19 protein-coding genes are annotated in these 20,932 nt (G+C 63.3%); 8 read left to right on the forward strand and 11 right to left on the reverse strand.

Annotated elements, in window-relative coordinates:
• The first annotated feature begins 157 nt into the window (after window positions 1–157).
• Together R1T40_RS20060 and R1T40_RS20065 are read left to right on the forward strand one after the other, a co-directional pair.
• Window positions 158–679 carry a sigma-70 family RNA polymerase sigma factor gene (locus tag R1T40_RS20060; RefSeq protein ID WP_207796919.1) on the forward strand — a complete coding sequence of 174 codons (522 nt, stop codon included), beginning with the start codon at window positions 158–160 and terminating at the stop codon, window positions 677–679.
• A complete protein-coding gene (locus R1T40_RS20065; RefSeq protein ID WP_317385404.1) occupies window positions 676–1,311 on the forward strand; it encodes a ChrR family anti-sigma-E factor in 636 nt (211 codons plus the stop codon). The genes R1T40_RS20060 and R1T40_RS20065 overlap by 4 nt, the downstream gene beginning before the upstream one ends.
• 129 nt (window positions 1,312–1,440) lie before the next feature.
• Here R1T40_RS20065 and gap read toward each other — a convergent pair whose 3' ends face one another.
• Entirely contained in the window at window positions 1,441–2,445 is a 1,005-nt protein-coding gene (gene gap, locus R1T40_RS20070; protein ID WP_317385405.1) for a type I glyceraldehyde-3-phosphate dehydrogenase, read from the reverse strand.
• A 343-nt stretch (window positions 2,446–2,788) separates the two neighbouring features.
• Between gap and R1T40_RS20075 the strand changes: the two genes are divergently transcribed.
• The 3 genes from R1T40_RS20075 to R1T40_RS20085 all read left to right on the forward strand — a co-directional run bounded on the left by R1T40_RS20075 (window position 2,789) and on the right by R1T40_RS20085 (window position 5,557).
• On the forward strand, window positions 2,789–4,531 hold the full coding sequence (locus tag R1T40_RS20075; RefSeq protein ID WP_317385406.1) for a sugar phosphorylase: 1,743 nt from the start codon (window positions 2,789–2,791) through the stop codon (window positions 4,529–4,531).
• Window positions 4,532–4,725: 194 nt separating this feature from the next.
• Window positions 4,726–4,983: a YjhX family toxin gene (locus R1T40_RS20080; RefSeq protein ID WP_106163834.1), complete on the forward strand. Its 258-nt coding sequence runs from the start codon at window positions 4,726–4,728 to the stop codon at window positions 4,981–4,983.
• Window positions 4,984–5,062: 79 nt separating this feature from the next.
• Window positions 5,063–5,557 carry a GNAT family N-acetyltransferase gene (locus R1T40_RS20085; RefSeq protein WP_317385407.1) on the forward strand — a complete coding sequence of 165 codons (495 nt, stop codon included), beginning with the start codon at window positions 5,063–5,065 and terminating at the stop codon, window positions 5,555–5,557.
• A 27-nt stretch (window positions 5,558–5,584) separates the two neighbouring features.
• Here R1T40_RS20085 and R1T40_RS20090 read toward each other — a convergent pair whose 3' ends face one another.
• The 6 genes from R1T40_RS20090 to R1T40_RS20115 form a co-directional block, all read right to left on the reverse strand.
• Window positions 5,585–6,811 (reverse strand): glycosyltransferase family protein, encoded by a 1,227-nt coding sequence (locus R1T40_RS20090; protein ID WP_106163832.1) that lies wholly within the window; start codon window positions 6,809–6,811, stop codon window positions 5,585–5,587.
• Window positions 6,804–7,583 (reverse strand): HAD-IIB family hydrolase, encoded by a 780-nt coding sequence (locus R1T40_RS20095; RefSeq protein WP_106163831.1) that lies wholly within the window; start codon window positions 7,581–7,583, stop codon window positions 6,804–6,806. The genes R1T40_RS20090 and R1T40_RS20095 overlap by 8 nt, the downstream gene beginning before the upstream one ends.
• Window positions 7,584–7,992: 409 nt before the next feature.
• Window positions 7,993–8,592, reverse strand: a complete 600-nt coding sequence (locus R1T40_RS20100; RefSeq protein WP_317385408.1) for a sarcosine oxidase subunit gamma — start codon at window positions 8,590–8,592, stop codon at window positions 7,993–7,995.
• A complete protein-coding gene (locus R1T40_RS20105; protein WP_317385409.1) occupies window positions 8,585–11,536 on the reverse strand; it encodes a sarcosine oxidase subunit alpha family protein in 2,952 nt (983 codons plus the stop codon). The genes R1T40_RS20100 and R1T40_RS20105 overlap by 8 nt, the downstream gene beginning before the upstream one ends.
• Entirely contained in the window at window positions 11,533–11,838 is a 306-nt protein-coding gene (locus R1T40_RS20110) for a sarcosine oxidase subunit delta (RefSeq protein WP_317385410.1), read from the reverse strand. The genes R1T40_RS20105 and R1T40_RS20110 overlap by 4 nt, the downstream gene beginning before the upstream one ends.
• 36 nt (window positions 11,839–11,874) lie before the next feature.
• Window positions 11,875–13,125 (reverse strand): sarcosine oxidase subunit beta family protein, encoded by a 1,251-nt coding sequence (locus R1T40_RS20115; protein ID WP_317385411.1) that lies wholly within the window; start codon window positions 13,123–13,125, stop codon window positions 11,875–11,877.
• Window positions 13,126–13,223: 98 nt separating this feature from the next.
• On the opposite strand from R1T40_RS20115, the gene R1T40_RS20120 reads away from it, so the two are divergent.
• The 3 genes from R1T40_RS20120 to R1T40_RS20130 all read left to right on the forward strand — a co-directional run bounded on the left by R1T40_RS20120 (window position 13,224) and on the right by R1T40_RS20130 (window position 16,664).
• Window positions 13,224–14,201, forward strand: a complete 978-nt coding sequence (locus R1T40_RS20120; RefSeq protein ID WP_317385412.1) for a GlxA family transcriptional regulator — start codon at window positions 13,224–13,226, stop codon at window positions 14,199–14,201.
• 62 nt (window positions 14,202–14,263) lie between these two features.
• Window positions 14,264–14,950 (forward strand): fumarylacetoacetate hydrolase family protein, encoded by a 687-nt coding sequence (locus tag R1T40_RS20125; protein WP_317385413.1) that lies wholly within the window; start codon window positions 14,264–14,266, stop codon window positions 14,948–14,950.
• 292 nt (window positions 14,951–15,242) lie between these two features.
• Window positions 15,243–16,664: an alkaline phosphatase D family protein gene (locus R1T40_RS20130; protein ID WP_317385414.1), complete on the forward strand. Its 1,422-nt coding sequence runs from the start codon at window positions 15,243–15,245 to the stop codon at window positions 16,662–16,664.
• Between the two features lie 164 nt (window positions 16,665–16,828).
• On the opposite strand, the gene R1T40_RS20135 is transcribed toward R1T40_RS20130, so the two are convergent.
• Genes R1T40_RS20135 through R1T40_RS20150 form a run of 4 tightly spaced genes read right to left on the reverse strand, consistent with a single transcriptional unit; the run spans window position 16,829 to window position 20,921 of the window.
• Window positions 16,829–18,304 carry a mannitol dehydrogenase family protein gene (locus R1T40_RS20135; RefSeq protein ID WP_317385415.1) on the reverse strand — a complete coding sequence of 492 codons (1,476 nt, stop codon included), beginning with the start codon at window positions 18,302–18,304 and terminating at the stop codon, window positions 16,829–16,831.
• Window positions 18,304–19,074, reverse strand: a complete 771-nt coding sequence (locus tag R1T40_RS20140) for an L-iditol 2-dehydrogenase (protein ID WP_317385416.1) — start codon at window positions 19,072–19,074, stop codon at window positions 18,304–18,306. Before R1T40_RS20140 ends, R1T40_RS20135 begins: the two co-directional genes overlap by 1 nt.
• Window positions 19,071–20,078 (reverse strand): ABC transporter ATP-binding protein, encoded by a 1,008-nt coding sequence (locus tag R1T40_RS20145; RefSeq protein ID WP_317385417.1) that lies wholly within the window; start codon window positions 20,076–20,078, stop codon window positions 19,071–19,073. Before R1T40_RS20145 ends, R1T40_RS20140 begins: the two co-directional genes overlap by 4 nt.
• Before the next feature lie 12 nt (window positions 20,079–20,090).
• The gene (locus tag R1T40_RS20150) at window positions 20,091–20,921 is read right to left on the reverse strand and encodes a carbohydrate ABC transporter permease (RefSeq protein WP_106163821.1); all 831 of its coding nucleotides are present in this window, start codon (window positions 20,919–20,921) and stop codon (window positions 20,091–20,093) included.
• Between the last annotated feature and the right edge of the window lie 11 nt (window positions 20,922–20,932).

Genomic DNA, 20,932 nt, shown 5'->3' on the forward strand with positions numbered 1-20,932 from the left:
GCGGCGTATGAAAGTCATGTTCGATGTCAGTGAAGACGTTCTTTTGGAAGACAGGCTTGAAGCCGAAGCCGCGCCCGCTAGGGTGGGCGATGGCGCGAAGCGTGCCAGGGAGAACATATTGGTGACAGGCGAACCCTATGCCGAAACAACGGTCTGGATGCTGGCGGTGCGCGACCAGCGGGACAAGGTGGCCTTTGGTCACCTGTTCGACCACTTCGCCCCCCGTTTGAAAGGGGTGATTTGTCGATCCGGCCTGCCGCCGGCTCAGGCGGAGGACATTGTGCAGGACGTCATGCTGACGGTCTGGCGCAAGGCGCATATGTTCGACCCCGGTCGGGCGCAGGTTTCGGCCTGGATATATCAGATTGCGCGCAACCGTCAGATCGACGTGCTGCGCAAGGAACGCCGCCCGGTGCCGGAAGAGTTGAAACCGGCCGAGACGGCAGAAGACGACGCGTCACAGATTGTGGCGCTGGAAGAGGAGACGACAGCTTTGCGGGCGGCGCTGAACAGGTTGAAGCCCGCACAGCGCGAGATGGTCGAACGCGCCTATCTGGGCGAGTTGACCCATGCGGAGATCCGGGCCGAAACCGGCCTGCCGCTGGGCACCATCAAGTCGCGCATCCGGCTCGGGCTGGAAAAGCTGCGTCACGAATTGAAGGGAACGGACAGGACATGACGGGCATAACGCATCATATCCCTGACGAGCTGCTGATTGCATATGCCTCAGGCAGCTTGCCAAAGGCGTTTTCAACCGTGGTCGCCACGCATGTCTCCATGTGTGACGAGTGCCGGGCCCGCCTTGGCGCGCATGAGACGCTGGGCGGCGCGCTGCTGGATGATACACCCGTGCAGGATGTCTCCTCCGACATGAAGGCGCGTCTGTTTGATGCGTTGGATACCCCGGCGGCGACAGAGCGGGTCTATGAGCGCTCCGGCATCTTTCCGGCACCGGTGATGGAGGCGCTGGGCGGTTTGCCACCGAAGTGGAAGCCCCTTGGCCTCGGCGTGCGGCAGATGATCCTGAACCACGACCGCAGCGGCAGCGTGCGTCTGCTGTATATTCCGGGCGGCATGGCAGTGCCGGATCACGGACACAACGGTCTGGAGCTGACTTTGGTGCTGCAAGGGGCCTTTTCGGATGAGACCGGCCGGTTTGGTGTTGGCGATCTGGAGGTTGCAGACGGCGATCTGGAGCATGAGCCGGTGGCCGAGGATGGCCCGGCCTGCATCTGCCTTGCGGCCACCGATGCCGCGCTGCGGTTCCGGTCCTTTGTCCCGCGCATGCTACAGCCGATCTTCCGGATCTGACGCAAGGGTCTTACGAGGCTCTGCCTCGTGCTCCGGGATATTTATGCAGAAGATGAAAAGGGCCGCGGCATGTGCTGCGGCCCTTTGGTGTTTGGGTCTGAGGTCTTCAGCTCTGAGCTCTGCTGGAGGTCAGAGGAATTTGCCCATCGCGCGACCAGTGTCGATCATGCGGTTGGAGAAGCCCCATTCGTTGTCGTACCAGCTGACTACGCGCACCAGACCTTCGGAGGTGACGGCGGTTTGCGGCGCGGCAAAGATCGACGACCGGCGGTCATGGTTGAAGTCGGTCGAGACCAGCGGCTCGTCCTCGTAGCCGAGGATGCCCTTGAGCGGGCCGTCGGCGGCAGCCGCCTGGATCGCGGCGTTGATGCTCTCGACGCTGGCGGCTTTTTCCGGCTGGAAGGTCAGATCGACGACGGAGACATTTGGCGTTGGCACCCGGATGGCGGAGCCTTCCAGACGGCCCTTCAGATGCGGCAGCACTTCAGAGATTGCGCGGGCAGCCCCGGTGGAGGTTGGGATCATCGACAGCGCCGCGGCGCGGGCGCGATAGAGGTCCTTGTGGGCACTGTCATGGGTCGGCTGGTCGCCGGTATAGGCGTGGATGGTGGTCATGTAGCCGGTCTTTATGCCGAATGCATCGTCCAGCACCTTGGCCACCGGGGCCAGACAGTTGGTGGTGCAGGAGGCATTGGAGACGATCACATCCTCAGCGGTCAGATCCGCGTCGTTGACGCCGAAGACCACGGTGCGGTCGACCTCTTTGCCCGGTGCGGAAATCAGCACCCGCTGGGAGCCGTTTTCCAGGTGGCGGGCGGCGGCCTCGCGGGAGGTGAAGAGGCCGGTGCACTCATATGCGATGTCCACGTCGGACCAGGGCAACTCTTCGGGGTTGCGGATCGCGGTCAGGCGGATCTCGTGGCGGCCCACTTTCATGGTGTCGCCCTCGATCACCACCTCGGCGCCGAGACGGCCATGCACGCTGTCGTATTTCAGCAGGTGGACCTGGGTTGCGGGTGCGGCGAGGTCATTGATCGCCACGACTTCGACGTCGGTGGTGTCATTCTCCAGCAGCGCGCGCAGCACATTGCGGCCAATCCGGCCAAATCCATTGATCGCGATCTTAAGGGTCATTTGCCAATAACTCCGGTTCGGTTTCCGGGCACGGCACCCTGATGGTACCGCTATCACTCGCGGCCATCGTTAACGCTAACGTCGCCGTCGATCAAGCCCCGTGACGATGCCTGCCCCTCGGCATCACGGCGATTTATTACCTATTGGAGCGTAGCGCATTTCCGATCCACGTCACGATACCTGCCCGTAAAATGGTCACTTTGCGCAAAACCCGCGCCAAGTGGCGGGCCAGCGGTTTACGCAAGTGCGATGGCGCGGCTAGGCTGAGGCTCAGAGGCCTTTGAGCGAAGCAATTGAAGGCAAAGCGGAAAATGATCCGCGCGCAGCCGGAGGAGGGTCGGACATGGTGCAGCGCAGCGCGTCTTTCGGGGGTCGTCTGACACGGCTCCTGCAGCAGATCTATCCGGAGCTGGACAGCGAGATCCTGGGCTCCCAGGTGGTGGAGGCCTTCTGGCCGCAGGACACGCACCGGCGCAAACGGCCGCGCACGCCGGGCAACACGCTCTGGTCCGAGCGGGATGCGCTGCTGATCGCTTATGGCAATTCGCTGGTTGATGGCAGCCACAAGCCTCTGGATTTGCTGCATGATTTCCTGCTGACCCATATGCAGGGGGTCGTGGACGGCGTGCATATCCTGCCGTTCTTTCCCTATACATCGGACGATGGGTTTGCGGTCACTGATTATCGCAAGGTCAATCCGGAGCTGGGCGACTGGGCCGATATCCGGCGCATTGGCGGGGCGTTTCACCTGATGTCGGACATGGTGCTCAACCATGTCTCTTCGCAAAGCCCATGGTTCAACGCCTACCGCCAGGGGCAGGCGCCTTTCGACGGGTTTTTCTACGATGCCAGCCCTGAGCAAGACCTGTCGCAGGTGGTGCGGCCCCGCACGACTCCGCTGCTGCAGGAGGTGGAGACGGCAAACGGGGTGAAACACGTCTGGTGCACCTTCAGCCACGATCAGGTCGATTTGAATTTCGAGAACCCGGAGGTGCTGCTTGAAATCCTGCGCATTATCCGGCTGCATATCGATCAGGGGGTGCGGATCATCCGGCTCGACGCGGTGGCCTTCATCTGGAAACAGGCCGGCAGCCCCTCGATCCACCTGCCCGAAACCCATGCCATCGTGCAGCTGCTGCGCTTGCTGGCGGATTACGCGACCGAGACGGTGGTGCTCTTGACCGAGACCAATGTGCCGCGGGCGGAGAACCTGAGCTACTTCGGCAATCGCAATGAGGCCCATGTGGTCTACAACTTTCCGCTGCCGCCGCTGATCCTGCATGCGATGCTTGCGGGCTCGGCGCGGTTTTTGCTGAAATGGGCTCGGGCGATGCCACCAGCGCCGCTGGGCTGTGCCTATCTGAATTTCACCGCCAGCCACGATGGGATCGGCATGAGACCGGCCGAAGGCGTGTTGCCGCAGGCGGAGATCGATCAGATGATTGAGTGTGTCAGGGAGAGCGGCGGTCTGGTCTCCATGCGGTCGCTACCGGATGGCGGAGAGGCGCCCTACGAGGTGAATTGCACCTATTTCGACGCCATGTCGCGCACCCTGCAGGGCGCGGATGATCTGAAAGTTGACCGCTTTATCTGCTCCCAGACCATTCCGATGAGCCTTGAGGGCATTCCAGCCTTCTACATTCATGCGCTTCTGGCGACACCAAATGACCATGACGCAGTGGCGCGGCGGGGCATGAACCGGGCGATCAACCGGCACCGCTGGGATTATCCGGCGTTGTGTGAGCGGCTTCAGGACGCGCAGACGGAGCAGTCACAGGTGCTTTCAGCGTTGTCGGACCGGCTGCGCCTGCGGGCGCAACAACCGGCGTTTCATCCCAATGCGACGCAGTTCACCCTGCAGTTGGATGATCGGGTGTTTGCGCTCTGGCGGCAATCGCTGGACCGGGCGCAATCGATCTTTGCCCTGCACAACGTCAGCGCCGATGGGGTGATCCTGCCGCCGGGGGCGCTGAACCTGATCGAAGGGGAGGACTGGCAGGATCTCCTGTCGGGCGAGGGCGTGACCTGGGACGCGGAAATCACACTCGCGCCCTATCAATGCCGCTGGATTACCAATCGGGCTTGAGAAGATTGCCCGCCTGCGATGGGGCTGCTAAGCACGGGGAAATGCCCCTCCAGACAAGGGAATTGTTGATGTTGGAGATTGCAACCACCTGCTGACGGTTTCGGTATTCCCGGAACCTGTCGCACCCGCGAAACGCGCGGCGCCTCTGCGCGCGCGTGGCGGTTTTGACGTGGTTCAATCACAGGCAGACTTCAATGAACATCTCGAAACACGAACAGCGCGTGCTGCACGCGCTGGCGCAGGGCGGGCGTATTCTCTATGAGCGCGCGCCAAACGGACGGGTCACCGAGGTGACCTGCGTGACCCGCGACGGGTTGATCCTCAGCAACTGCACGCTGGAGATTTTTCGTCGGCTGAAGCGCAAACGGCTGGTCGAAAGCCGGATGTCCAGCCCCTATCAGATTTCCGAAAAGGGGCGTCGATCAGTGCGTTCACAGGCTGACAATCGATGACCAAGAGGGCGGGTGCGAGGGGGAACCCCTCGCGCTCCCCGGATTATTTTGAGTTGGAAAACATGAAAGGAGGATCGGTTTGATCATTCGAGACGAACAGGCCAAGGATGCGGATGCAATTCATGTGGTGACGGAGGCGGCGTTTGCTGGACATCCCCATAGTGACGGCAGCGAGCCGGGCATTGTTGCGGGATTGCGGGCCGCAGGCGCATTGACCCTCTCGCTCGTGGCGGAGGAGGCGGGCGCGGTCGTGGGCCATGTGGCCTTCTCGCCGGTGACCATTGATGGGCGCGATCTGGGCTGGCTGGGGTTGGGGCCGATATCAATTCTGCCGACAAGACAGGGACAGGGGATCGGCTCCGCGCTCATCCATGAGGGGATGGCGCGGCTTACGGGACGCGGCGACCGGGGGATCGTGCTGTTGGGCGAGCCTGCATTTTACGCGCGCTTCGGCTTTGCCTGCCACAGGGGCTTGGTGTTGCCCGGTTTGCCCGCGAGCTATTTTATGGCGCTTGCCTTGCAGGGTGACGTGCCGGAGGGCGTCGTCGCCTATCACCCGGCCTTTGGCATCTAAGCGCGCTACGCCCCGCATCACCCCGGATTATACCGGGGCGTAATCCGCGTCATCGGCCAGGGCTGCTGCCTTCAGATCGCCCAGAAAGCTCGGATTGGCCGAGTGGATGCGGTTCCAGTTGGGGATGAAGGGTGTTTCATGCGGGTTCTCGAGAAAGACCTGCCCCGCCGTCATGATATTGTTGGCGAACATCTCGATCATCTTCTCCTCGCCGTGGCGGTCCATCTCCAGCCCGTTCATGATGGCGTCGTGGGAATAGGCTTCCAGCAGATCCAGCGCGGAGCGATAATAGGTCGCTTTCAGGGTGCGGAAGACATTTGGCGTGAATACGGTGCCATCGGCGGCCAGCTTGCGGAAGATGGCCTTGCAGATGTCGGTGGACATGCGGTTGAGGCCGGCACTGGCGTCCTCGGGGCTGAGGCTCTGATGCTTGTGGTCGTAATTGTCGGCGATCTCCACCTGGCAGACCGCCTTTCGCCCGAGGTTGCGCCAAGCCTCCGACAGCACGCCGATCTCCAGCCCCCAGTCCGAGGGGATGCGCAGGTCCGGGAGCAAGGGCATGCGCAGGGCCATTTCGCCGGACAACGGATAGCGAAAGCTGCGCAGGTAGTCGATGTAATCGCGATCCCCGATGGTGCGTTTCAGGGCGATCAGCAGCGGCGAGACCAGTAAGCGGGAGACCCGGCCATTCAGCTTGCCATTGCCGACGCGGGCATAGAACCCCTTTGACAGCTGATAGGAAAACGCCGGATGCGCCACCGGGTAGACCAGCCGGGCCAGCATGTCCTTGGAATAGGTGGTGATGTCGCAATCATGGATCGCCACAACCGAGCTTTCGGCCTGGGCCAGCAGATAGCCGATGCAGGACCAGACGTTCTTGCCCTTGCCGGGTTCCGGCGGCGCGAGGCCCTGTTCCGCCAGCCGGTCCCCCAATGCCCGCATCCGCGGGCTGTCGTTCCAGATTACGCGGTGGCTCTGGGGCAGGGAGGCGAAATACTGACGCGCGTGGCGATATTCCTCCTCGGTGGCGCGATCGAGGCCGATAACGATGTGATGCAGGTAGGGGACTTTCGCCAGCTCATCGAGGATATGGCGCAGGGCCGGGCCTTCGAGTTCGGAATAGAGACAGGGCAGGATGAGTGAGATCTTGCGAGTCTGGGCAAAAGTCGAAAGCTCGTATTCTAGTTCTTCCACCGGACGGCAACGTAGATCGTGAAATTGGGCGATATTGCCGTTTTGGTGGAAATCAGCCATGCGCGGCGGCTCCTTTTTGAGTGAAGTTCAATTCGTCGAGTATCTGCAACATCGCGTCGTTCCAGCCGGTGGGCCCGGCAAGAGTGGTGCGCAGGATGTGAGGGTAATTCGCCAGACCGGGCAGATCCGGGCTATGGTCATTGCGCACCACGACGCCGCGGTCAGCGGTGGCGATCATTTCAATATCATTGGGGGCATCGCCAAGCGCGACGGAATAACTGGGTGCATAGGATCGGCACAACTGCTGCATCTGGTCTGCCTTGGTCGCGCCGAACGAGAGTGTCAGGAAGCGCCCGCCCCGACGCGCAGTGATGCCTTGACGCGCGAGGGCGGCAAGAAAGCCTGCGCTTTGATGGGCGTCGCCTTGCCACACGCCGGGTTCGCTAAACTGGCGGGTCTTGGCGCGGGCAGCATCGACCATGCTCAGCCCCGTCTCGGCGCTCACCTCTGACACGCTCATGTCGCCAAAGCCGCGAAAGGGCGCGCCCAAGCTGCGCAAAACCTCACGGATGGCGCGGTAGTCTGCATCCTTTGAGCCGATGTACGCAGGCGATAGGCAGGCTGCCCCGTTCTCCACGATCATCGGCGTGTCCTCCAGACCAAGCGCCTGATGCAACGGCAGCATTTCTGCGGCAGTTTTTGAGCTGGCGAGGATTAGAAGCCCGCCGCGTGCCTTTATGTCCGCGATGGCCGGAAGCGCGGGTGTATAATCATAAGTGTCATGGTCCAGCAAAGTGCCGTCGAGATCGCTGAACACGAGTAACTGGATCATGGTGTGCCTCGTTGAAAGACTGTGCCATTTCTTGATCCTAGGTCGTCAGCAACCTGAGGCAAACGTCCCGACCATGTGTTTTACGCTGAATGGGGCATATCAGGTTAGGTTGCGTGTTTTTTGTGCGAATTTTTTGCTCTCGCTGTTCGACGAAGGGACCCGAACAAGGCGACCCGCAGCAATACTCTCAAGGTCGCGGGTATCTTCGGGTGACCACGGAGGCATGGTCGCGCATATCTTTGTCTGATCCGAATTTCAGGCCTGAAAAGAGTGTTTGCGTTGCATGCTGAACAGCGCGCGGGTTTGTCCGAAGAACGGCCCCGCGCCAGCAGAGGGTATCTCTGGGGCGCAGGGCCCAGGTGTCCCCGGCGAAGAGTGCTCTTGGGGATCCGTCGGTGCAATGCGCCGTTCAGCTGGGCGTGGCAAGCACCGCCGCGCTCCTCATTGCGGTGGTCACGGCGTGATGCAGCGACAGTGCAAAGGAGCGGGCGACAAGAATGTCGTAGGACTGGTCGTGCTGCCGACACAGCAGGACAACATTCATATGCTCCAGCAGCAGGCGCTGGGCGCTGTCGTCCGGCATCTGCGCAAGGTCCGCCATCACCAGCCGCTCCAGCACCCGGCAGACGCCGGCCCCGCTCAGGTTGAAGACAACCCAGCCGTCATTTTGCTCCGTCACGGAGGCCATGTCTCCCAGCTCCGTCTTGAGCTGGCGGGCGAGGTCTTCCTGCTGTGTGTGGTCCGCCATCACGAACCACTGGTTTTGTGCAGTGCCAAAGATGTCGTGGTCTTCGCCCTGCGCCAGCTGCCCGAGTGCGATGGCGCCGCCGACGCGTGATGCGAGCCTGTCGGCGACCTGTTGCGGGTCTGCGGCGCGCGCGGCAACGGAGGCCAGGGCGCGGTCCGGGCGCTCTGTCAGCGTCCAGGGGCCGAGGCTGTCGAGGCGGGCTGTGGTGGCGCCGAACGCCGTGCGGGCGGACAGGCGTGGTGTGGGGCTGGGATCAGGCACGCAGACGCTCTCCTTCGGGATCGATGAAATGGGGGCTGACCACACGGGCGGTGAAAGACTGGCCTTGCAGCGGGTTGGCCACGGTCACGGTCTCGCCCAGCCGGTCCTGCCCACGGGCAAGAAAGCCAAGCGCGATGGATTTGCCCAGATGCGGCGAGTAGGCGGCGGATGACAGCCAGCCCTCGCTGGCGTCGGTGGGGGTAGCGGCCTTGGCATAAAGATGGCTGCCAGCGGGCAGATCGTTGCCGTCGAGCGCTTCGAACCCCACCAACCGCAGCCCGTCCGGGGCATTCAACCCCTCGCGCCGCGACAGCACAGCGCCGATTGAGTCCTTCTTCGTGGAGACCATGCGGCCCATGCCAAGGTGATCGGCGGAGGTCTGGCCGTTGAGTTCATTGGCGGTGGCGTGGCCCTTCTCGATCCGCAAGACCCCAAGCGCCTCGGTGCCATAGGGGGTGACGTCGAACTCTGCGCCCTGTGTCATCAGTTCGCGCATCAGCGCGTCGCCATAGCGTGTGGGCACCGCGATCTCATAGGCCAGCTCACCGGAGAAGGAGATCCGGAACAGCCGCGCGCGCAGCCCACTGCAGATGGTGATCTCGCCGCAGCCCATGAAGGGAAAGGCGGCATTGGAGATGTCATGCTCTGGGTCGACGAGTTTCTGCAGCAGTTTGCGGGCGTTTGGCCCTGCCACCGCGTATTGCGCCCAGGCGTCGGTGGTGGAGATCAGCTGCACGTCCATTTCCGGGCACAGGCACTGGCGCACGAATTCCATGTGGCGATAGACCGGCCCGGCATTGGCGGTGGTGGTGGTGACCACGAAGTGATCCTCGGCCAGCCGCGCGGCGGTGCCATCGTCCTTGGCAATGCCATCCTCGCGCAGCATCAGACCATAGCGGCATTTGCCCACCGGCAGTTTCGCAAATCCGTTGGCGTAGATCAGGTTGAGGAACGCTGCAGCGTCCTTGCCCTGCACGTCGATCTTGCCCAGCGTGGTGACGTCGCAAACTCCGACGGAGCTGCGCACAGCAAGGACTTCGCGATCGACGGTCTGGCGCCAGTGGCTCTCGCCGGTGCGGGGGAAATACTGCGCCCGGAGCCACAGACCGGCCTCGACGAAGATCGCACCCTGTTCCTCGGCCCAGTCATGCGATGGCGTGCGGCGGGTCGGTTTGAAGTCCTTGCCCGCCGAGCGTCCGGCCAGCGCGCCCATGGCGACGGGGGTGTAGGGGGGACGGAAGATGGTGGTGCCGGTCTCACGGATGCTCTGACCGGTCATCTCCGCCATCACCGCAAGCCCGCCGAGGTTGGAGGTCTTGCCCTGATCGGTGGCCATGCCAAGGGTGGTGTAGCGCTTGAGGTGTTCGACGGAGCGAAACCCCTCCTGATGGGCGAGCTTCACGTCCTTGACGGTGACGTCATTCTGCAGGTCGAGCCATTTGCGCCCCTTGCCTTCGGCGACATACCACAGCGGCGCGAGGTCATAGGCGCCATCCTCTGCTTTGGGGCAGAGCAGCGGCGTTGCGCTGAGGCCAAGCGTGTCGAGGGCGGCCACGGCGCTGTCGATGCCGGATTTGAGCGCGGCGGCGGTGGAGAACCTGCCCGCGGCCGCACCGGCAACATGCATGCCCTGCGGCAGGCTCTCGCCGGGGACAAAGCTGGCGATATGATCGTCCCAGACCGGGCGGCCGCGCTGGTGACAGGTGAGCGAGACATTGGGGTTCCAGCCGCCGGAGACACCGAGCGCGGCGCAGCTCAGATGTTCGGTGCCACCATCGGCGCGCCGCAGGGTGACGCCGGTGAGGCCCAATTTGCCGGTGGTGTTGATGACCTGTGCGCCCGTGAAGAGAGGGTAGTCGCCAAGGGCGGGGGCGCTGGGTCGGCTGTCGACCACGCCGACAACATCCACTCCCAGCGCGGCGAGATCGCGTGCCGTGCGGTGACCGTTGTCACTGTTGGTGAAGACCGCAACGCGCTGCCCCGCCGCCACCGCCCAGCGGTTGGCATAGGCGCGCAGGGCTCCCGCCATCATAACGCCGGGGCGGTCGTTGTTCTGAAAGGCGATCTGGCGCTCGGTGGCGCCCGCACAGAGGACGCTCTGACGGGCGTAGATCCGCCACAGCGTCTGGCGCGGCATCTCGCCGGTGGGTGCGGCAAGGTGATCGGCATTGCGTTCAAGCGCGCCGTAAACCCCGTGATCAAAGGCACCCAGAACGGTGGTGCGGCGCATCAGGCGCACGTTTGCGAGGCTCTGTAGCTCTGCACCGGCCTGTGCCGCCCAATCTGCGCCGGACTGACCGTCGATCTCCTCGACCTCGGCGTTGAGGCGGCCACCCAAGGTGAAATCCTCATCGGCGAGGATCACCCGCGCGCCGCTGCGCGCAGCCGTCAGGGCGGCGGCTAGGCCGGCGGGACCGGCGCCGATCACCAGGAGGTCGCAATGCAGGAAGCCTTTGTCATAGGTATCCGGATCGGCCTGCATCGATAGCGAGCCGAGGCCGGCGGCGCGGCGGATGATGGGCTCGTAGACCTTTTCCCAGAAGGCGCGTGGCCACATGAAGGTCTTGTAGTAGAACCCCGCCGTCAGGACACTGGAGAACAGATCGTTCACCCCCAGCGCATCAAAGGCGAGCGAGGGCCAGCGGTTCTGGCTCTGCGCGCTGAGACCGTCATAGAGCTCCGCCACGGTGGCGCGGGTGTTGGGTTCCTGCCGCGCGCCGGTGCGCAGCTCCACCAGTGCGTTGGGTTCTTCGGAACCTGCTGAGATCACCCCGCGCGGGCGGTGATACTTGAAACTGCGGCCCATCAGGCGCACGCCATTGGCCAAAAGGGCCGAGGCCAGCGTGTCGCCGGGGTGGCCTTTGTAGCTCTTGCCATCAAAGGTGAAATCCAGCGTCCGGCTGCGGTCGATTTGCCCCCCGGAGAGGCGGTTCTGCTGGCTCATGCGTCGGCTCCCTTGTCTGCGGCGGCCCGGCTGGCAAGCACAACGTCGCGCGCCAGTTCGGCGTTCAGGATCTCATGCGTGGTGGTGTCGCGGGTGACGACCAGCCAGGAGCGGTCGCCCTGTTCGTGGAACCACAGCTCCTGGTGCTGACCTGCCGGGTTGTCGCGCAGATAGGCATAGGCGTGGAAGTCCTCTGCCGCCGTCGCGGTGCCGGGGTCAGGGCGGTCCAGCAGGCTGGCATCGCCGAGATAGGTGAACTCCTGCGCGTCGCGGGGGCCGAGGAGCGGATGGGGAATGATCATGAGGGCGGGTCCGTTGTGTCGGTGTCGCGGGAAGGGTCAGTGCAGGTTCGGCTGCGCGCCTACACCCTTTTCATCGATCATGTGACCGTTCAGGAAACGGTCGAGCCGATAGGCTTGCGCGGTCTCATGCGGCTGATCGGTGGCGAGAAGATGGGCAAAGGCATAGCCGGATGCGGGCGTCGCCTTGAACCCCCCGTAGCACCAGCCGCCGTTGAAAAAGAGCCCGTCGATATGGGTGCGGTCGATGAAGGGGGAGCCGTCCATCGACATGTCCATGATACCGCCCCACATGCGCAAGAGGCGCGCGCGGCCCAGCATCGGCATCAACGCCATGCCGCCCTCGGCGACGTCCTCGACCACCGGCAGGTTGCCGCGCTGGGCGTAGGAGTTGTAGCCGTCGATGTCGCCGCCAAAGACCAGACCGCCCTTGTCGGACTGGCTGACGTAAAAATGTCCGGCGCCAAAGGTGATGACGCCGGGCAGCACTGGTTTCAGCCCTTCGGAGACAAAGGCCTGCAGCACGTGGCTCTCGATCGGCAGGCGCATACCGGCCTTGGCCATCACGCGTGACGAATTTCCTGCCACTGCGACGCCGACCTTGCCCGCGCCGATATAGCCGCGCGAGGTCTCGACCCCCTTGATCCGGCCCTCTTCGATGCAAAATCCGGTGACCTCGCAGTTTTGGATGATGTCGACGCCATGCTGGTCGGCGGAGCGGGCATAGCCCCAGGCCACCGCATCATGACGCACAGTGCCGCCGCGCCGATGCACCAGCGCGCCCTTGATCGGGAAGCGCGCGTTGTCAAAGTTGAGGAACGGCGCTTCCTTGCGGACCTGGTCGGTGGTCAGCAGTTCGGCATCGGATCCTTGCAGGATCATCGCATTGCCACGGCGGCGAAAGGCATCGCGCTGGGCGTCGCTGTGGATCAGGTTCATGATGCCGCGCTGGCTGACCATGGCGTTGTAGTTCAGGTCCTGCTCCAGCCCCTCCCAGAGTTTCAGCGAGAACTCGTAGAACGGCTCATTGCCCGGCAGCAGGTAGTTCGAACGCACGATGGTGGTGTTGCGCCCCACGTTGCCGCCGCCGATCCAGCCCTTTTCCAGCACTGCGATACGGGCCTTGCCGTAGACTTTCGCCAGGTAGTGGGCGGTCGCAAGCCCATGGCCGCCGCCACCGATGATCACGTAGTCATAGGCGGGCTGCGGATCCGGGTCGCGCCAGGCTTGGGTCCAGCCCTTGTGGCCGGTCAGGGCCTCCCAGGCGATGCGAAGCGCGGAATAACGCATGTCTTTCTCCAGGTCGTTTCGCGAGAGTGTAGCAGCGGCGGCAGGCTTGACTTTTCTGATATGGTCTAATTTTGTCCCATTTTGGACGGTGAGTTGTGATGCAGGCAGAAACGCAGACAGAGACACGGCGCTACGGGTTCTTCTTGGTCGAAGGATTCGCCCTGATGTCGGCAGCCTCGGCGGTAGAGCCATTGCGGGCGGCAAACCTGCTCAGCGGCGCGGATCTCTATGATCTGCGCTTCCTGTCCCGCGATGGTGGGCCGGTGCGGGCCTCCTGCGGGGCCATTTTCGAAACCGATCTGATCGCGGTCGGACCGATGCCGGATTTGGTCTTCGTGATTGCGGGGGGCAACCCCTTTGCGTTTGAGGACCGGGCGGTGCTGGGCTGGCTCAGGCGTCTGAGCGCCGAAGGCGTGCCGCTGGGCGGGATCTCCGGCGGGGCAGCGGTTTTGGCGCAGGCGGGAGTGATGCAGAACCGCCGCTTCACCGTGCATTGGGAGCATTTTGACGCCCTGCGTGCGCGGTCAGACGACTTCCTGATGGAGCGGCGTCTCTTTGTGATCGACCGGGACCGCTACACCTGCGCCGGTGGGGTGGCGCCACTTGACCTGATGCATGCGCTGATCCGCTCGGACCATGGGGCGCAGCTCGCAACACAGGTAAGCGATTGGTACATCCACACCGGCATTCGCGACGCGGATGCGCCGCAGCGCTCGGACGGGGCCGTGCCGGACGGGCTGCACCGCGCCGTGGCGGCGGCGCTGGCGCTGATGGAGGCCCATCTGGCCGATCCCCTGTCGATGGAGCAGCTGGCGCAGCTTACCGGGCTCAGCCCGCGCAGCCTGCAGCGGCAGTTTGGTGATGATATCGGCCAACCCCTGATGCGGCACTACATGATCCGACGGCTGGAGAAGGCCGACGAGCTGCTGCGCCAGACCCGACTGCCGGTTGGCGAGGTGGCGCTGGCGACGGGATTTATCAGCCAGGCGCATTTTGCCAAATCCTACCGCGCGCAGTTCGGCGGCAGCCCACGTGACCGCCGGGCTCAACTTGGCTTGAGGCATCTTTCCGGCTGAGCTTGGCGTGGGGCGGCAGAGCGGCTATCACCTTGAGCAACAACAAGTGAGAGGATCGCGCCATGAATGATTATGTCATTGCCCCGCCGCCACAGGCCAGCCTTCCGGTGCAGGGCAGTGCGGCCCTGTTTCCGGTGCGGCGGGTCTATTGCATTGGTCGCAACTACGCGGCGCATGCGGTGGAAATGGGCCATGACCCGGATCGCGAGCCGCCGTTCTTCTTCCAGAAAACACCGGATAGCCTCGATGCCTCCGGCCGCTTTCCCTATCCCGTGATGAGCAGCGATGTGCACCACGAGGCTGAGCTATTGGTGGCACTCGGGACGGGTGGCAGCGATATCGCCGAGGCCGATGCGCTGGCGCATGTCTGGGGCTATGGTCTGGCGCTGGACATGACCCGCCGGGACCTGCAGGGCGTGGCCAAGAAGGCAGGGCGCCCGTGGGAGATCGGCAAATCCTTTGAAGCCGCCGCGCCTGTGGGGCCCCTGTGCCCCGTGGCCGAGGTCGGCCATCCCGATGCAGGGGCGCTGACCCTGACGGTGAATGGCGAGACGCGCCAGCAGGGAGATCTCAACCAGATGATCTGGAAGGTTCCGGAGATGATCGCGCATTTGTCCCGCTATTACACGCTGGCCGCCGGTGATGTGATCCTGACCGGCACGCCGTCTGGTGTCGGCCCGGTTGCGCGCGGTGATGTGATGGAGCTGACATGCGCGCCATTTCCACCGCTTCGGGTCGATGTGGTCTGACACCTGCGAATGCGACGACGCTGTGCGCCTGTTCGAACACAGCGGATGACGCAGGAAAGCGGTGAACAAAACCGGCATAGCAGAGTTGAGATCTCGACCAGAACGCGCAGATGACGCTCTGTCGTGGCATGTGGGGACGTTCCTATTGGAGCGATGCGCATCCGGTAGATGGAACCCTTGGGGATAAACGATAGATTTACGACCTGTCGAACCTCCGTGGGTTATATCAGCCTGATGAACTGCCTATGTCTGACCGAGCCTGATGGGCGCATGATTGCAGTATGAGGGGCATATGACTTCAGAATTTAGCGCGGCGCGGCTTGGGCCCATTCTCTACTATCGCGGGCTTGAGGGGGACCGGCTGAAGCTGGCGGCCATGGTTCTCTTGCCCATCGGTGAGACCCCAGACCTGCTCTACGCGGGCGATGACACATATGAGCCGCAACTGCTGCGCGAGGTTGGCCGCAATGCGATCTGGCGCTTTGATTTTCACCTGTCGCAAGCAGCAGGCGGTTACCGGCTGGGCGATGAGACCTATGAGGTGCAGACAGAACTGACCGGCGACATACGGATCGCTTTTGCCTCCTGCAATGGCGAGGAAGAAGGTGATCTGGATCGCGATCAGGAAGAGCGCAACAAGATGTGGACGCATATGTGCAATGAGCACCGTCGCGCGCCCTTTGCATTGCTGTTGCAAGGCGGAGACCAGATCTACGCCGATGAAGCCACGCAGGGGCATCCACTGAGCGAGGACTGGCCTGAAAAAGTGCACCGCCCCAGCACTGCAGAAGAGCTGGAGGATCTGGCAGACCACCTGCGCCAGCGGTTCGCCGAGCGTTACGTGCAGGCCTTGTTCGGGGACGCGCCGGCGTGGATCATGGCCCGCGTGCCGACGCTGGCGATCTGGGACGACCACGATATCTGCGATGGCTGGGGCTCGCTCTATCGTCGCAAGACCCATTCGGAGGTGGGGCAATGTCTGTTCCGCGTCGCGCGCGAGATGTATTTGCTGTTCCAGCATGCGGCAGTTGAGGCGGATATTCCCGACCTCTTCCTCGACAAGACCGGCACATCTTTGTCCTGGCAGCGGGCCTTGCCCGGGGTGCAGTTCTTTGCACCGGATCTGCGGGCGGAGCGGGGACGTCGGCAGGTCATGGGCGCCTATGGCTGGTCTGCGACAGAGGCGGTGCAGCCGGGCGAGACGCACACTTTCCTGATCTCCAGCACGCCGCTTCTTGGGCCACGGTTGTCACTGGTGGAGCGGTTCATGCTCGTGATCCCGACCATGCAGAAATACGAAGATGACTTGCGCGATCAGTGGCAGAGCCGTGCCCACCGGGCCGAATGGGCCCGGATGCTGAAGCAGGTTTTGAAGTGGCGCGAAACCGCCCCGGTCACGGTGCTGTCCGGGGAAATCCATCTGGCCACCCGTGCCGAAATGGGCACCGGTGAGACGCGCATAAACCAGCTCGTGGCGTCCGGCATTGCGCATCGCGCCCCGCCGCAAAGCTACGCACGCAGTCTGGGGGCGCTTGCGGGGCTGGGCGATGCGCCGGTGCCCGGGCACCCGATCCGCATCCATCCGCTGCCGGGACAAAAACACCGCTATGTCGCTGAGCGGAACTATTTGGAATTGTGCCGAACAGACGGAAAATGGAGCGCGATCTGGCATCTGGAGGACAGCGGCGATACCGCTCCGATGGCGCTGGAATAGACGGTCGATACCGCGAGAGTTTTGTGAACCTGTGCGGGGGCGCGCGATTTGAGCGATATCGGCGCGCAGCCCCATGCGCACCAGCGGGACATCTCGTCTACCCGCCAGTGCGAAAAAAATGGCGCGAACAATCCAGTGCGAACAATCACCTGCGGCGCTTGGCGCTACGGGTGACCATAGCTCTGCAAGGCGGCGCGGGCGCCTTGGGTCCAGATCATGCGCAACCAAACGTCGAACCGCTCAACAAATCGCGGCTCTGTCGAAACGCTACCATAAAAGCCGGTTTGTACGAGCCAGCTGCGCGGATCGTCTTGTGCAGCGCGTGCGATAATGGCCAGTTCATCCCAACGTGGATCATTGGCTTCGATGGCGCTGCCGTCCTCGCGCGTGCCAGCGCACATACGCGCCCAGAGCGCCTCTACCAGTGCAAGGCCATCGACGGACCCGCCCGCCGACAGCGCTTCCCGTAGGATCGGCAGGATGAACCCGGTGTGACGCGAGGAGCCGTCAAAGGCGACGCGGCGGGTGGTGTCACGGATCGCCGGGTTGGAAAAGCGTTCAGCGATCAAGGAGACATACTGCGCAGGTGCGATCCCCGGCACCGCCTTCACATAGGGGGCGATCTCCTCGGTCTGCACCTTGTGGAACAGGGCGGAGATATCGGCGTCTTGCATGCAGTCGGCAATGGTGGCGCAGGACAACAGCTCCCCGGCGTTGGCGATGACCTGATGGCCCGCATTCAGGATGCGGATTTTCATGGTCTCATACTCATGCACCGCATCGGTGAAGATTGCGCCAACCTTGTCCCAATCGGGGCGACCGGCGCAGAAGTCATCCTCAGTCACCCATTGGCGATAGGGCTCATGGGTGACCGGCGCGCTGTCGGCGATGCCGAGGCTTGCGGCGCGGGCGATCTCGGCCGGGCCGGTGGCGGGCACGATGCAATCCACCATCGAGTTGGGAAAGCTGCACTGCGCGTCGATCCAGTCCGCCAGAGCGGCGTCAGTGGCCCGGGCCAGACCCAGCACGGTCTGCCGGGTGATCGTGCCATTGCCCTGCAGGTTGTCGCAGCTTTGCACAGTGATCGGCCCATGCCCGGCGGCGCGACGATGCGCAAGGGCTGCGGCGATCGCGCCAAAAGCGGTGCGGGGGCTGGCCGGGTGCAGGATGTCGTGCTGCATGTCGGGGTGATCGGCGGCAAAGCCACCGCTGACCGCATCCTGATAATAGCCGCCTTCGGTCACGGTCAGGGCGACAATCCGGATCTCGGGTCGGCTCAGCGCGGCGATCAGCGCGCCATTGTCAGCCTCGATCGGCAGGTAGTCGACCATCGCACCGACAACCTCAGCGCGGGCGCTGTCTGGCGACAGTTCGATCAGCGTGGTCAGGCAATCCTGCGCCAGCAGACGGTCGCGCATGGCGGCATCATAAGGGCGCACGCCGGCGCCGACGATGGCCCAGTCCTGCGCCAGTCCCTGTTGCATCAGACGGTGCAGATACCAAGATTGATGGGCGCGGTGGAAATTGCCAAGGCCGATGTGGACAATGCCGGGGGTCAGCGCGGAGCGGTCATAGGTCGGGCGGGCGATCTCCTCGGGCAGCTGGCCAAGGGTCGCGTTCGAGAGGGGCAGGGCAGTCATCAGCTCATCCAGTTTCCGCCGTCGACATTGTAGGTCTGGGCGACCACGTAGTCGGCCTCTGCGCTGGCGAGGAAGATGGCCATGCCGGTCAGATCCGCCGCCGTGCCCATGCGGCCATAGGGCACTGCCTCGCCGACTTCGCGTTTCTTCTGACCCGGGGCCTTGTTCTCGTATTTGGCAAAGAAGGCATCCACCCCGTCCCAATGTTCGCCGTCCACCACGCCGGGGGCGATGGCGTTGACGTTGATGCCATGGGCGATCAGGTTCAGCCCCGCCGATTGCGTCAGGCTGATGATGGCCGCCTTGGAGGCGCAGTAGACCCCGACAAGCGCTTCGCCGCGCCGTCCCGCTTGGCTGGCCATGTTGATGATCTTGCCACCGCCGCCGCGTTCGACCATGTGCTTGGCCACCGCCTGCAGGGTGAAGAGAGTGCCCGCCACATTGATCTCGAAGGCGCGAGTGTAGTCCGCGCGGTTGATTTCGATGATCGGCGCGGCGGTGAAGATCGCGGCGTTGTTCACCAGGATGTCGATGCGCCCCAGCGCCTCCACCGTCTGGGTCACCGCGCTGTCGATGCTCTCCTGCCGGGTGACGTCCATCTCCACCGCGACGGCGCCGTCGCCGATTTCCGCCGCGGTCTGGCGGGCGCGCACGATGTCGATGTCGGCAATGGCCACGCGCGCGCCCTCACGCACGTAAGCCTCGGCAAAGCTGCATCCGATGCCACGCGCGGCGCCGGTGATCAGCGCTGTTTTTCCGCTCAGTCTCATGCGTCGATCCTCAAGCCCTTGGTGTCAAATCGGTGCAGCATGTCGGTGCGCGGGGTCAGATACACCCGGTCGCCATGCTTGAATCCCACTTCGCCGTCGGCGCGCACGGTGATGGTCTCCGCAAGGCCGGTTTCGTGGATGTGGAAGAAGGTGTCGGAGCCCAGATGTTCGGAGACGCCGACCACACCGGACCAGGCCCCCTCGCTGCCGCTGATGGCAATATGTTCCGGGCGAACGCCGATGGTGTGACAGTCATACTTCGCGGCCTCTTCGCCCTCGATGAAGTTCATCTTGGGCGAGCCGATGAAGCCCGCGACAAACAAGTTGCGCGGCGCGCGATAGAGGTCGAGCGGGCTGCCGACCTGCTCGATATGGCCCGCACGCAGCACCACGATCTTGTCGGCCATGGTCATCGCCTCGACCTGGTCGTGGGTCACGTAAACCATTGTGGTTGCAAGCTTCTTGTGCAGTTCGGAGATCTCCATCCGCATGCCGACGCGCAGGGCCGCATCAAGGTTCGACAGCGGCTCGTCAAACAGGAAGGCCGAGGGTTCGCGCACGATGGCGCGGCCGATGGCGACCCGCTGCCGCTGCCCGCCCGAGAGCTGCCCGGGTTTGCGGTCCAGATAGTCGGTGAGGTTCAGCGCCTTGGCGGCGGCGTCGATGCGGCGGTCCTGTTCCTCTTGCGGCATGTTGGCCATCCGCATCGGGAAGGCGATGTTCTTGCGTACCGACATATGCGGGTAGAGCGCGTAGGATTGGAACACCATCGCCAGCCCGCGTTTGGCCGGCGGCACCATGGTGGCGTCATTGCCGTCGATGCGGATCTGGCCGGAGGAGACATCCTCCAGCCCCGCGATCAGTCGCAGGAGGGTGGATTTGCCACAGCCCGAGGGGCCGACAAAGACGGTGAATTCGCCGTCCTCGATGGTCAGGTCCAGCGGCGGGATGACCTCTGTTGCACCAAAGCTTTTGGTCACCTTGTCGAGTGTAATACGTCCCATAAGTCGTCGTCCTTATTTCACAGCGCCGAAGGTGAGGCCGCGCACAAGTTGTTTCTGGCTGAACCAGCCGAGGATCAGGATCGGCGCGATGGCCATGGTGGAGGCCGCGCTGAGTTTTGCGTAGAACAGGCCCTCGGGGCTGGAGTAGCTGGCGATGAAGGCCGTCAGCGGCGCCGCCTGGGCTGCGGTCAGGTTCAGGGTCCAGAAGGCCTCGTTCCAGGCGAGGATGATGTTCAAGAGCAAGGTGGAGGCGATGCCAGGAATGGCCATCGGCGTCAGCACATAGAGGATTTCCTCTTTCAGGCTGGCACCATCCATGCGGGCGGCCTCCAGAATTTCGCCGGGGATCTCCTTGAAATAGGTGTAGAGCATCCAGACGATGATCGGCAGGTTGATCAGCATCAGCACGATCACCAGTCCGGCGCGGCTGTCTAGCAATCCCATCCGGATGAAGATCAGGTAGATCGGATAGAGCACGCCCACGGCAGGAAGCATCTTGGTGGAGAGCATCCACAGCAGGATGTCCTTGGTCCGTTTCGAGGGCACAAAGGCCATCGACCAGGCGGCCGGGACCGCGATGATGATGCCAAGAACGGTGGAGCCGCCGGCGATGATGATCGAATTCCACAGGAACCGCATGTAGTTGGAGCGTTCCTGCACAACGGCATAGTTTTCCAGCGTCCAGTCGAAGAACAGGAACAAGGGCGGGTCATTGATCGCCTGCGCCTCGGTCTTGAAGGAGGTCAGGATGGTCCAGAGGATCGGAAAGAAGATCACCAGACCGACGGCCCAGGCGGCGATGGTGTTGATCGCCTTGCGTTGCGGGGTCACGGAGCGTGCCATGTCGCAGGTCC

The organism is Tritonibacter scottomollicae (assembly GCF_032924845.1).
GTDB lineage: Bacteria > Pseudomonadota > Alphaproteobacteria > Rhodobacterales > Rhodobacteraceae > Epibacterium > Epibacterium scottomollicae.